The organism is Viridibacillus sp. FSL H8-0110 (genome assembly GCF_038003565.1).
Classification (GTDB): Bacteria; Bacillota; Bacilli; order Bacillales_A; family Planococcaceae; genus Viridibacillus; species Viridibacillus arenosi.
In genome coordinates, this window is record NZ_JBBOPJ010000001.1 from 1 (window position 1) to 13,195 (window position 13,195).

The 13,195-nt window shown below is 35.9% G+C and carries 10 protein-coding genes; all 10 read left to right on the top strand.

The features are described from left to right. A partial coding sequence (gene dnaA / locus MHH98_RS00005; RefSeq protein WP_445329600.1) for a chromosomal replication initiator protein DnaA occupies positions 1-1,344 on the top strand: 1,344 nt, incomplete at its 5' end. 171 nt (positions 1,345-1,515) lie between these two features. Continuing rightward, positions 1,516-2,652 carry a DNA polymerase III subunit beta gene (dnaN, locus tag MHH98_RS00010; protein WP_038178757.1) on the top strand — a complete coding sequence of 379 codons (1,137 nt, stop codon included), beginning with the start codon at positions 1,516-1,518 and terminating at the stop codon, positions 2,650-2,652. A 178-nt stretch (positions 2,653-2,830) separates the two neighbouring features. Beyond that, on the top strand, positions 2,831-3,058 hold the full coding sequence (gene yaaA / locus MHH98_RS00015; protein WP_038179148.1) for a S4 domain-containing protein YaaA: 228 nt from the start codon (positions 2,831-2,833) through the stop codon (positions 3,056-3,058). 1 nt (position 3,059) lies between these two features. Continuing rightward, a complete protein-coding gene (gene recF / locus MHH98_RS00020; RefSeq protein WP_038178755.1) occupies positions 3,060-4,181 on the top strand; it encodes a DNA replication/repair protein RecF in 1,122 nt (373 codons plus the stop codon). Between the two features lie 73 nt (positions 4,182-4,254). After that, on the top strand, positions 4,255-6,180 hold the full coding sequence (gyrB, locus tag MHH98_RS00025; RefSeq protein ID WP_179078269.1) for a DNA topoisomerase (ATP-hydrolyzing) subunit B: 1,926 nt from the start codon (positions 4,255-4,257) through the stop codon (positions 6,178-6,180). Between the two features lie 26 nt (positions 6,181-6,206). Further along, complete coding sequence (gene gyrA, locus MHH98_RS00030; protein ID WP_038178753.1) at positions 6,207-8,738, top strand: DNA gyrase subunit A; 2,532 nt, start codon at positions 6,207-6,209, stop codon at positions 8,736-8,738. Positions 8,739-9,321: 583 nt separating this feature from the next. After that, positions 9,322-10,335, top strand: coding sequence for an ABC transporter ATP-binding protein (locus MHH98_RS00035; protein WP_038178751.1), 1,014 nt, complete (start codon positions 9,322-9,324; stop codon positions 10,333-10,335). Beyond that, a complete protein-coding gene (locus MHH98_RS00040) occupies positions 10,332-11,279 on the top strand; it encodes an ATP-binding cassette domain-containing protein (RefSeq protein ID WP_038178750.1) in 948 nt (315 codons plus the stop codon). The genes MHH98_RS00035 and MHH98_RS00040 overlap by 4 nt, the downstream gene beginning before the upstream one ends. A 1-nt stretch (position 11,280) precedes the next feature. Then, a complete protein-coding gene (opp4B, locus tag MHH98_RS00045; RefSeq protein ID WP_038178748.1) occupies positions 11,281-12,243 on the top strand; it encodes an oligopeptide ABC transporter permease in 963 nt (320 codons plus the stop codon). 33 nt (positions 12,244-12,276) lie between these two features. Then, positions 12,277-13,188, top strand: a complete 912-nt coding sequence (locus MHH98_RS00050) for an ABC transporter permease (protein ID WP_038178746.1) — start codon at positions 12,277-12,279, stop codon at positions 13,186-13,188. Positions 13,189-13,195: the final 7 nt, after the last annotated feature.

Consider the following 13,195-nt stretch of genomic DNA (forward strand, 5'->3'; position numbering starts at 1 on the left):
TTGGAACATTTAGAAGAGTTATGGGACAAAGTGCTCTCACAAGTTAAACAAAAGATCTCAAAACCAAGCTTTGAAACTTGGCTTAAATCCACGAAGCTACTTTCATACAAGGGTGATACCGTAACTATTGCAGCGCCAAATTCATTTGGGCGTGAATGGTTGGAAAATCACTATGTACAGCTAATTGCTTCTATTTTGGCAGAATTAACAGGAAAAGATTTGCATATCCGTTTTGTGGTTCAACAAGACCCAGGCTTTGATGATTTTGATATTCCATCGCCACGTGTTCAAGAAAAACAAGATGATCGTCCAGATTTCTCTCCTGGTATGCTGAACTTAAAAAACACATTTGATACATTCGTTATTGGATCTGGTAACCGCTTCGCACATGCTGCTTCGCTAGCCGTTGCAGAAGCACCAGCAAAAGCATATAACCCATTATTTATATATGGGGGAGTAGGTTTAGGAAAAACCCATTTAATGCACGCAATTGGCCACTATGTATTGGAACATAACCCTAATGCTAAGGTGGTTTATTTGTCATCTGAAAAATTTACAAATGAGTTCATTAACTCTATCCGCGACAACAAAGCTGTAGAATTTCGTAATAAGTATCGCAGTGTAGATGTCCTACTAATTGATGATATTCAATTCCTAGCTGGAAAAGAATCAACTCAGGAAGAATTTTTCCATACATTTAATACTTTGCACGAAGAATCGAAACAAATAGTTATCTCTAGTGATCGACCTCCAAAAGAGATTCCAACTTTGGAAGACCGCTTACGCTCACGCTTTGAATGGGGTCTAATAACGGATATCGCTCCACCTGATTTAGAAACGAGAATTGCAATATTACGAAAAAAAGCAAAGGCTGATGGATTAGATATTCCAAATGAGGTTATGCTATATATTGCAAACCAAATTGACTCTAATATTCGTGAATTAGAAGGTGCTTTAATCCGCGTAGTTGCTTACTCATCGCTTGTAAATCAAGATATTACGGCTGAATTAGCTGCACAAGCATTAAAGGATATTATTCCTAACTCCGTACCTAGAATGGTAACAATTTTAGATATTCAAAAGGCTGTTGGAGAACACTTTCATGTGAAATTAGAAGATTTTACTGCAAAAAAACGTACAAAATCAATTGCATTTCCACGTCAAATTGCTATGTATTTATCACGCGAGTTGACCGATTTTTCATTACCTAAAATTGGTGAAGAATTTGGTGGTCGTGATCATACAACGGTCATCCATGCACATGAGAAAATCTCAACCATGTTTAAAGAAGATCAGAAATTACAGCAAGATATTAAACAGATAAAGAGTATGCTAGGTAAGTAAAAACCTGTGGATAACCCGGAAAGTTAACAACATACTTATACACAGCCTGTCTACACACGGATAGGCTGATTTTATTCGTTAAATTGGACTTATCCACAAATCCACAGGCCCTACTACTATATCTATTAATCTTTTAATAAATAATAATATATATAAGTGAGGTATAATTTTATGAAATTTGATATCATGCGAGATCGTTTATTGGATGGACTAAATGATGTCATGAAGGCAGTTAGTTCAAAAACAACAATCCCTATTTTGACAGGAATAAAAATTGATGTAAGCGAAGAAGGAATGCGTTTAACTGGTAGTGATGCAGATATTACAATCCAAACGTATATACCTGTTGAAGAAAATGGCGAACAATTAATCAATGTTGAAAAACCAGGTTCAATTGTGTTGCAAGCAAAAATGTTCAATGAGATTGTACGTAAGTTACCTACTAATGACGTTGAATTTGAAGTATCAGAAAAATTCCAAACACGTATTCGTTCAGGTAAATCTGACTTTCACCTAATTGGTTTAGATTCAACTGAATATCCTTTATTACCAGAGTTGAGTGAAGACAATCAATTTACTGTTCCTGCTGATCTATTAAAATCAATTATTCGCGAAACAGTATTTGCAGTATCAACAAGTGAAAGTCGTCCAGTATTAACAGGTGTTCATTGGCAAATTAAAGACGGAGAGCTTGTATGTGTTGCAACTGATAGCCATCGTCTTGCTCGTCGTAAAGTTACTTTAGAACATTTACCAAGTGAACAATCTAGTGTTGTTGTACCTGGAAAAAGTTTGACTGAATTAAGTAAAATATTGAACGATGCAACTACTCCTGTAGATATTGTTATGACAAACCAACAAGTTTTATTCAAAACAAATGATGTTTTATTCTTCTCACGCTTACTAGAAGGGAATTATCCTGATACATCTCGTCTAATTCCTGAAGAATATAAAACAGATGTGACTGTAAATGGTCGCTCTTTACTTCAAGCCATTGACCGTGCTTCTTTACTTGCACGTGAAGATCGTAACAATGTAGTACGTTTTACAACTATGCAAGATGACACGATTGAAATTTCTTCGAATTCACCTGAGGTAGGAAAAGTAGAAGAACAAATTCAAGTTAGTTCACTTGTAGGGGAAGAATTGAAAATTTCTTTCAGTGCAAAATATATGATGGATGCATTAAAAGCAATTGATGGCCAAGATGTTGTTATTCAATTTACAGGTGCTATGAGACCATTTATTATTCGCTCTGTACATGACGATGCTATATTACAATTGATTTTACCTGTTCGTACTTACTAAAAATAACTATTTCGATATAACGATAGACGCAAATTATTTCCCAAGATTATTTATGACCTGGTCATAAATAACTGATTTTACTAAAGGATAGTCGTTTCGATGACTATCCTTTTTACTTATGAACAAAAGTTCGGTAAAATATAGGGATAGAGAAAAATAGAAGAGGATGAAATTAACTGTGAATGAAATTGCTATTGATACTGAATTTGTAACGCTTGGCCAATTATTAAAAATAACAGATGCTATTAGCTCAGGTGGAATGGCTAAATGGTTCTTGCAAGAGAATGATGTCTATGTAAACGGGGAAGTAGATAATCGCCGTGGACGTAAATTATATGTTGGCGATACTGTGAACATTCCTGGGACAGGGAGATTTCAGATAACTGGTCCAACGAACGGAGAATAACATGTATATAGATCGGTTAAAGCTGACGAATTACCGTAATTATGAATCGTTAGACTTGTCATTTTCTCCGAAAATCAATGTTTTCTTAGGAGAAAATGCACAAGGAAAAACAAATGTTATGGAATCTATATATGTTTTATCGATGGCAAAATCGCATCGTACCTCGAATGAGAAAGAATTGATACGGTGGAGCGAAGATTATGGTAAAATAGAAGGTGACGTTCAAAAAAAATATGGTCATCTACCTTTGGAATTAACCCTTTCTAAAAAAGGAAAAAAAGCAAGGGTTAACCATTTAGAACAAAGCCGTTTAAGTGATTATATTGGACAGATGAATGTCGTGATGTTTGCCCCGGAAGATTTAACTGTAGTAAAAGGCAGTCCCCAAATCAGAAGACGTTTTCTCGATATGGAAATCGGGCAAATTTCTCCAGTATATTTACATGATCTATTAACATTTCAAAAGCTATTAAAGCAACGGAATCACTTATTGAAAAAAAACCAAGGAAAATCGGCATTGCAAGATGTAATGTTTGAAGTATATACCGAACAATATATTCAAGCTGCAGTAAAAGTTATTCATAAAAGATTTCAATTTATGGATTTACTCCAGGAGTGGGCAGAACCAATTCATTTTGGTATCTCTCGAAATTTAGAGAGATTACAAATTCGTTATCGTCCAGTAAGTGGTATGGACCCGCATTGGACAACTGCTGAAATGGCGAATTTCTTAGAGAAGAAGTTACAAGATGCCTTGCCACGAGAGCTTGAACGAGGTGTCACATTAATTGGACCACATAGAGATGATTTGCAGTTTCTTGTGAATGACTATGATGTACAAACATATGGATCTCAAGGTCAGCAACGTACGACGGCTCTATCACTCAAATTAGCTGAAATTGAACTTATTAAACAAGAAGTTGGGGAAGCGCCAATTTTGTTACTAGATGATGTTCTTTCAGAGTTAGATGATTACCGTCAGTCACACTTACTGAATACTATTCAAGGTGAAGTTCAGACCTTTGTGACAACAACAAGTGTTGAAGGAATTGACCATGATACAATCCGAGAAGCAGCAATGTTTCATGTGAAACAAGGTTCTGTTGAGGTAGAAGAAACCTAGTATTAATACAGGTCAGTGGTTAGTAAAATAATTTAAAACGCATACTGATGTCATGAAAGAGTAGGTGGAACAAATGGCAATGGAAGAAAATAAACAGCCTGCTGCATATGATGCAGATCAGATACAAGTATTAGAAGGTTTAGAAGCAGTTCGTAAACGCCCGGGTATGTATATTGGTACTACAAGTTCTAAAGGTCTTCACCATTTGGTGTGGGAGATTGTAGATAACAGTATCGATGAAGCCTTAGCTGGATATTGTGATGAAATTAAAGTAACAATCGAAAAAGATAACTGGATTCGTGTTGACGATAATGGCCGTGGTATACCTGTAAGCAATCAAGAAAAAATGGGAAAACCAGCTGTTGAAGTTATCATGACAGTGCTACATGCCGGAGGTAAATTTGGTGGTGGCGGATACAAAGTATCTGGTGGTTTACATGGTGTTGGTGCATCTGTAGTAAACGCATTATCAGTTTCAACTGAAGTGTATGTAAAACGTGATGGTCATATACATTTCTTGAGTTTTAGTCGTGGTAAAACAGATCAGCCACTTCAAGTTATTGGCGAATCTGAAGAAACAGGAACAACAACACGCTTTAAAGCTGATCCTGAAATTTTCAAAGAAACAACAGTTTATGAATTTGATATATTAGCGCACCGTATACGCGAGCTAGCTTACTTAAATCGTGGTATTAGTATTACGATTGCTGATGAACGTGGTGAAGAAGTACGTTCAAATACATACCACTATGAAGGTGGTATTAAATCGTATGTTGAACATATTAACGAAAAGAAAGAACCTCTTCATGAAGCAATTGATTTAAAGGGCGAAAAAGATGGCATTTCAGTTGAAATTGCTATGCAGTATAATGCTGGATTTGCCTCTAATATTTTCTCGTTTGCTAACAATATCAATACGTATGAAGGCGGTACGCATGAATCTGGATTTAAAACAGCTTTAACACGAGTTATTAACGATTATGCGCGTAAAAATAATCTAATTAAAGATGCAGATGCGAATCTTTCAGGTGAAGATGTACGTGAAGGTTTAGTTGCTATTGTATCGATTAAACACCCTGATCCTCAATTTGAGGGGCAAACGAAAACAAAATTAGGTAACTCTGAAGTTAGTACAATTACAAACTCATTGTTCTCAGAACGTTTTGAGCGATTTTTATTAGAAAATCCTGCAGTTTCTAGAACAATTGTTGATAAGGGTTTAATGGCGGCTCGTGCACGCGTTGCAGCTAAAAAGGCACGTGAATTTACTCGACGTAAATCCGCTTTAGAAGTTTCTAGCTTACCAGGTAAATTAGCTGATTGTTCTTCTCGCCATCCTGATGAGAGTGAAATTTATATCGTAGAGGGTGACTCTGCCGGTGGTTCTGCTAAGTCTGGTCGTGATCGTCATTTCCAGGCAATATTACCTTTGCGTGGTAAAATTTTAAACGTTGAAAAAGCACGTCTTGATAGAATTCTATCCAATGCTGAAATTCGAGCAATGATTACAGCGATAGGTACTGGTATCGGCGAAGATTTCGAACTAAAAAAAGCACGTTATCATAAAATTGTTATCATGACCGATGCAGACGTCGATGGAGCACATATTCGAACGCTATTATTAACATTCTTCTTCCGATTCCTGCGACCGATAATTGAAGCGGGATATATCTATATTGCACAGCCCCCTTTGTACCAAGTAAAACAAGGGAAACATATTGAATATTGCTATAGTGATGAAGAACTTCAAGAAATTTTAGAGCGTCTTCCAAATTTACCAAAGCCAGGTATTCAGCGTTATAAAGGACTTGGAGAAATGAATGCCGAGCAATTATGGGATACGACAATGGATCCAGAACATCGTACATTACTGCAAGTTGAACTAGATGACGCAATAGAAGCGGACCGCACATTTGAACAATTGATGGGGGACGAAGTAGAACCGCGTCGTCAATTTATCGAGGAAAATGCTGTTTACGTGAAAAATCTAGATATTTAACGAGCTAGTGAAGGGAGGTAAGCACTTTGTCAGAAATTAATAATCCTGGTGTTAAGGGGATTAACATAAGTAAAGAAATTAAGACTTCATTTTTAAGTTATGCAATGAGTGTTATCGTCTCTCGTGCTTTACCAGATGTCCGCGATGGTTTAAAACCAGTACATCGTCGTATTTTGTACGGTATGCAAGAGTTAGGTAGTACTTCTGATAAGCCATATAAAAAATCCGCACGTATCGTTGGTGACGTAATGGGTAAGTACCATCCTCATGGTGACTCATCTATTTATGATGCAATGGTACGTATGGCGCAAGATTTTAGCTATCGATATATGTTAGTTGATGGTCATGGTAACTTCGGTTCTGTCGATGGTGATGGAGCCGCTGCCATGCGTTATACGGAATCCCGTATGTCTAAAATCGCAATGGAAATGCTGCGTGATATTAATAAAGACACTATTGATTACCAAGATAACTATGATGGCAATGAAAAAGAGCCAATCGTGTTACCGGCACGTTATCCAAACTTACTTGTCAACGGTGCTTCAGGTATTGCTGTTGGTATGGCAACTAACATTCCTCCTCATCAATTAGGTGAGGTTATTGATGGTGTTTTAGCAATCTCTGATAATCCAGCAATTACAACTGAAGAGCTAATGGAAATTATTCCAGGACCAGACTTTCCTACAGGTGGTACAATCTTAGGCCGAAGCGGAATCCGCCGTGCCTATGAAACCGGCCGTGGTTCTATTATTATTCGTGCTAAAGTTGAAATAGAACAAAAATCAAATGGTAAAGATACAATTGTTATTCACGAACTTCCTTTCCAGGTAAATAAAGCGAAATTAATCGAAAAAATTGCAGAGTTAGTACGAGATAAGAAAATTGATGGTATTACAAATATTAATGATGAGTCTGACCGTAACGGTATGCGTGTAGCTATCGATATTCGCAAAGATGCAAATTCTAATGTTGTATTGAATAACTTATATAAACAAACAGCGATGCAGTCGAGTTTCGGTATTAACATGCTTGCGTTAGTAGATGGACAACCAAAAGTTTTGAGTTTGAAAGAATCTCTTTATCATTACTTAGAACACCAAAAAGTAGTAATTCGCAGACGTACGCAATTCGAACTGAAAAAAGCTGAAGATCGTGCACATATTTTAGAAGGTTTACGTATTGCACTTGATCATATTGATGAGATTATTCACTTAATTCGCAGCTCACAGACAGGTGACGAAGCAAAAAGTGGCCTAATGGAAAAATTCAGCCTAAGTGAACGTCAAGCACAAGCGATTTTAGATATGCGTTTACAACGCTTAACAGGTTTAGAACGTGAGAAAATTGAAGGTGAATATCAAGAATTACAAGCTTTAATTGCTAAATTACGTGAAATTCTTGCAGACGAAGGTAAAATTCGCAAAATCATTCATGACGAATTACTTGAAGTGAAAGAACGTTTCAATGATAAACGTCGTACTGAAATCACTGCTGGCGGTATGGAAATGATTGAAGACGAAGATTTAATTCCTCGTGAGAATTCAGTTATTACTCTTACTCACAATGGCTATATCAAACGTTTACCTGCGAACACATATCGAAGTCAAAAACGTGGAGGTCGTGGCGTTCAAGGGATGGGTACAAATGATGATGACTTTGTTGAACATCTAATGAATACGTCTACGCATGATACAATTGTATTCTTTACATCTAAGGGTAAGGCATTCCGTGCAAAAGGCTATGAAATCCCTGAGTATGGTCGTACAGCCAAAGGTTTACCAATTGTTAACTTATTAAGTGTTGATAAGGATGAACAAGTAACAGCAATGATACGCGTTCCTTCGTTTGAAGATGATGCTTACTTTATCTTCACAACACGTACTGGTGTAACGAAACGTACTCCTGTATCATACTTTGCTAATATTCGTAACAATGGTTTAATAGCTATATCTCTACGTGAAGATGATGAATTAATTTCTGTCCGTCTTACAGATGGGAAAAAAGAAATCATCATTGGTACACGTAATGGTATGCTTGTACGATTTAATGAAGAAGACATCCGATCAATGGGGCGTACAGCTGCAGGGGTTCGTGGTATCCGCTTAAAAGATGATGACTATGTTGTCGGAATGGAAATGATTGAGCCAGGACAAGAAATTTTAGTTGTAACAGAAAAAGGTTACGGAAAACGCACGCCAGAAGAAGAATATAGAATTCAATCTCGTGGTGGTGTAGGTATTAAAACTTGTCAAATTACAGATAAGAACGGTCCCTTATCTGCTGTGAAAACAGTGGATGGTTCAGAAGACTTAATGCTTATTACAATTAACGGTATGTTGATTCGTATGGATATTAATGATATCTCTGTAACAGGACGTAGCACACAAGGTGTACGTCTAATTCGTCTAGGCGATGAAGAGCTTGTTGCAACAGTTGCAAAAGTTGCAAAAGAATCTGAAGAAGATGAAGAGTTAGATGAAAATGTAGAATCTGCTGGATTAGGAGAAGTAACAGTAGAAGAAACTGATGCAAGTTCTGAACCAACAGATACAGAATAATTGTATTTATTAATACGAAGAACCTCGATTAAAGCTAATCGAGGTTCTTTTTTTATTATTATTTTCATAACTTTATTAGACAGAGTGAAATTAAAATTGGAAATTAACTGTAATTTTTGTGGCTTTAGGAAAGAACAATTGACGAGGTGACATGATAAACAAAAAAACCAAATATTATAGGGTTTTTCTAGGAAATTTTATTTATAATTCTACAAAAAACGACAAAAAGTGTTATCACTCTAGGAATAAATATAATACTATAGAAAATTGTATATTATATTAAAATATTTTATTTAAATACTTTCTTACTTTAAAGTAATAGATTAATAGACGCTGTTAAGCGCTTTACATTACAAATAGATTGAATTTTCATATTTTTATACTATATTGAGAAAAAATAATTAAATAGATTGACTAAAATTGGAATGAGTGTGTAAAATGTAAATCAATATATAACATTTGTATGAGTTTTTTAAAGTAATTTACATATTATTTAATTTTATGTATATATTTTCGCTCAATACACTGTTATTATTTTCTTAATATTCTATCTACACTACGAGATTTTGAAAGGAGATACATTTTGGCTAGCTCAGAGAATTTATTAACCATCAGGAATTTACACACCGGTTTTCGAATAAAGGATACATATTATAATGCTGTAGATGATATTTCTATTAACTTAAATAAAAATGAGATTTTAGCAATTGTTGGAGAATCGGGTTGTGGTAAAAGTACACTTGCTACTTCCATTCTTGGATTACACGTTGCAAACAATACCAAAGTCACAGGTGAGATTCTTTATAAAGATTTAAACCTTGCGGGACTTTCAGAAGATAAGTTTAATGATATTCGTGGTAATGATATAGGGATGATATTCCAGGATCCATTATCTGCATTAAATCCTTTAATGCGAATCGGTGAACAGATTTCAGAATCTTTAGTTTACCATACGAAGTTTACAAAAGAGCAGAGAGCAGAACGTGTTCTTGAACTGTTAAATCAAGTTGGAATACCTAATCCTGCAAGAGTAGCAAATCAGTTTCCACACCAATTATCAGGGGGAATGCGTCAACGTGTCATGATTGCCATTGCCATTGCTTGTAAACCAGCTATTATCGTAGCAGATGAGCCAACAACTGCGCTGGATGTTACGATTCAAGCACAAATACTAGATTTATTGAAAGAATTACAAGCAGAGACAAAGAGTGGGATTATATTAATTACACATGACCTTGGAGTTGTTGCAGAAGTTGCAGATCGTGTTGCGGTTATGTATGCAGGTCAAATTATTGAAGAAGCGCCAGTAGAGGAGTTATTTAATAACCCTAAGCATCCTTATACAAGATCACTACTTAACTCAATTCCGCAGATGAATAGCGAAAATGAGAAACTTCAAGTAATTAAAGGTTTAGTACCATCACTTAAAAATTTACCGCGTCAAGGATGCCGTTTTTCATCTCGAATTCCGTGGCTTGCTGCAGATACACATGAGGAAGACCCAGTATTACATGAAGTTTCCCCTGGTCACCTTGTAAGATGTACTTGCTGGAAACACTTTGATTTCGAAGGTGCAGAAGGGGGACAACTAAGATGAGTTTTATGCAAATAAAAGATTTATGTGTACATTACCCAATTCGTGGTGGCTTTTTCAATACAGTTGTTGATCATGTTTATGCAGTTGATGGTGTTAGCATGGAATTTGAAAAAGGTAAAACATATGGTCTAGTTGGTGAATCTGGTTCTGGTAAATCAACCACAGGGAAAGCAATTATCGGACTTGAGAAAATTACATCGGGTAGCATTATTTATGAAGGAGAAAATGTTACTAATCAACGTCGCGAAAGAACTTCACCATATAACAGAGATATACAGATGATTTTCCAAGATTCACATTCTAGTATGAATCCAAGAAAACGTATTAAAGATATAATTGCTGAGCCAATTCGGAATTTTTTGAAGTTAAGTGATCAAGAGGAAAATAAACGGATTAATGAATTGCTAGCAATTGTAGGGATGCCAGAGGACGCTAAATATAAATATCCGCATGAATTTTCAGGAGGACAAAAGCAGCGTATTGGTATTGCACGAGCAGTTGCTTGTAATCCAAAAATGATTATTGCAGATGAACCTGTTTCGGCGCTTGATTTATCAGTACAGGCTCAAGTATTAAACTTTATGAAGGATATTCAACAGGAATATGGCTTGAGTTATCTATTTATCTCGCATGATTTAGGTGTTGTAAAACATATGTGTGATCATATCTCAATTATGTATAAGGGGCGCTTTGTTGAAACTGGTCGTCGTGAGGATGTTTATAAAAATCCTCAACATATATATACACAGCGCTTATTATCAGCAATACCTAATATTGAACCTTCTACTCGTATTGCACGCAAAGCAGAGCGTCAAGGAGTAGAAGCGCTTTATCAAACGGAACAACATAAGTATTATGATGAAAATGGCAAAGTCTATGCTCTAAAACAATTAAGTAGTACGCATTCGGTTGCCATGAATACGCAAGAAAAAGGAGGCAATTGAAATGTGGAAAACAGTATTAAGACGATTTTTAGTTATGATTCCACAGTTATTTGTCCTTAGTCTACTTATCTTTGTCATGGCGAAGTTTATGCCTGGTGATCCGTTTACAGGGTTAATAACACCAGAAACAGATCCAAACGTAATAGAAGAGTTAAGGATAAAAGCTGGATTCTATGATCCTTGGTATGTCCAATACTACAATTGGATTACAAATGCTTTCCAAGGTGACTTTGGTGATAGCTATACATTTAAAGTAGCGGTTTCATCACTTATTGGTGAGCGTGCTTTAAATACATTTTGGCTATCGTTATTAAGTGTTGTTTTACTATATGCTATTGCCATTCCGTTAGGTATTTTGGCTGGACGCTATCAGGATTCGTTGTTAGATAAGGGAATTGTTTTATATAGCTTTATTAGTTATGCGATTCCTACATTTGTATTATCGTTGATTTTCTTATTTATGTTTGGGTATCATATTCCAATTTTCCCAACTAGCGGAACGGTGGATGTTTCTCACGATCCTGGTACTTGGGGCTATTTCTGGAGCAAAGTGTATCATATGCTTTTGCCAGCTATCACTTATGCATTACTAGCTACTACTGGAGTAATTCAATACTTACGTTCGGAAATAATCGATTCGAAATCAATGGATTATGTTAAGACAGCACGAAGTAAAGGTCTTCCGATTTCGAAAGTTTATACTAAACATATTTTTAGAAACTCATTATTACCAATCGCTGCCTTCTTCGGATTTACTATTACAGGATTATTGGGCGGATCAGTATTTATCGAAACAATCTTTGGCTACCCGGGGATGGGGCAGTTATTTATTTCATCTATTGCATCGCGTGATTATAGCGTAATTACAACGCTTGTCATGCTATTCGGCTTCTTAACATTATTAGGTAGTCTACTGTCCGATATTATTATGAGTATTGTTGATCCAAGAATTCGGATAGAATGATGAATCTTAATGACAAAGGAGAGGTGAATAGAGATGACACAGCAAACAGAAAGTACTGCAATCACGACAAAAGATACAATTAGCTCTCCACCGACTGGATTCCAAGTCATATTAAGGGAGTTTAAAAAAGATAAACTAGCAATGTTCTCTTTAATTTTATTAGGGTTAATCATTGTAGGCATTTACGTAGCCTCATTTTTCATTGATCAAGAGGAATTAATGCGTATTAGCATAAGAGGTAAATATGCGGAACCAGGTGACGGCTTTATACTTGGAGCAGACCATGGTGGGCGATCCATTTTAGGGCAATTAATTATTGGGGCTAGAAACTCAATTACAATTGCAATTATTATTACGATTATCACTGGAGTTGCCGGTGTTGTTATAGGTTTAGTAACAGGCTACTTTGGTGGGCTTATCGATAATATATTTATGCGTATTATTGACTTCTTTTTGACACTGCCAACGACTATGATTATTATCGTGTTCGTTACAATTATTCCTAAATATACTGTAACGACTTTTATATTGATAATGAGTCTCTTCTTATGGATAGGTACTGCAAGACTTATACGTAGTAAATCCCTATCAGAAAGCAGAAGAGATTATGTTAGTGCTTCTAAGACAATGGGAACTCGTAATTCAACTATTATTTTCAAAGAAATCATGCCGAATATAAGTTCTCTTATTATTGTTGAATTGACATTGAACTTTGCAGGAAATGTCGGCATTGAAACAGGATTATCCTTCCTTGGCTTCGGTTTACCACCATCAACACCAAGTTTAGGAACTCTTGTTAGTTACGCAGCAAATCCCGAAGTATTGTCTACGAAGTTATGGGTTTGGTTACCTGCAGCATTACTAATTTTAGTATTGATGTTAGGAATAAATTATGTTGGACAGGCTTTACGTCGTTCAGCAGATGCAAGGCAGAGATTAGGATGATAAAGGA

Excerpts from the sequence above, each read along its gene's own strand:
- gyrB (WP_179078269.1), top strand. The coding sequence starts at position 4,255 with ATGGCAATGGAAGAAAATAAACAGCCTGCTGCATATGATGCAGATCAG.
- recF (WP_038178755.1), top strand. The coding sequence starts at position 3,060 with ATGTATATAGATCGGTTAAAGCTGACGAATTACCGTAATTATGAATCG.
- dnaN (WP_038178757.1), top strand. The coding sequence starts at position 1,516 with ATGAAATTTGATATCATGCGAGATCGTTTATTGGATGGACTAAATGAT.
- opp4B (WP_038178748.1), top strand. The coding sequence starts at position 11,281 with ATGTGGAAAACAGTATTAAGACGATTTTTAGTTATGATTCCACAGTTA.
- MHH98_RS00050 (WP_038178746.1), top strand. The coding sequence starts at position 12,277 with ATGACACAGCAAACAGAAAGTACTGCAATCACGACAAAAGATACAATT.
- MHH98_RS00040 (WP_038178750.1), top strand. The coding sequence starts at position 10,332 with ATGAGTTTTATGCAAATAAAAGATTTATGTGTACATTACCCAATTCGT.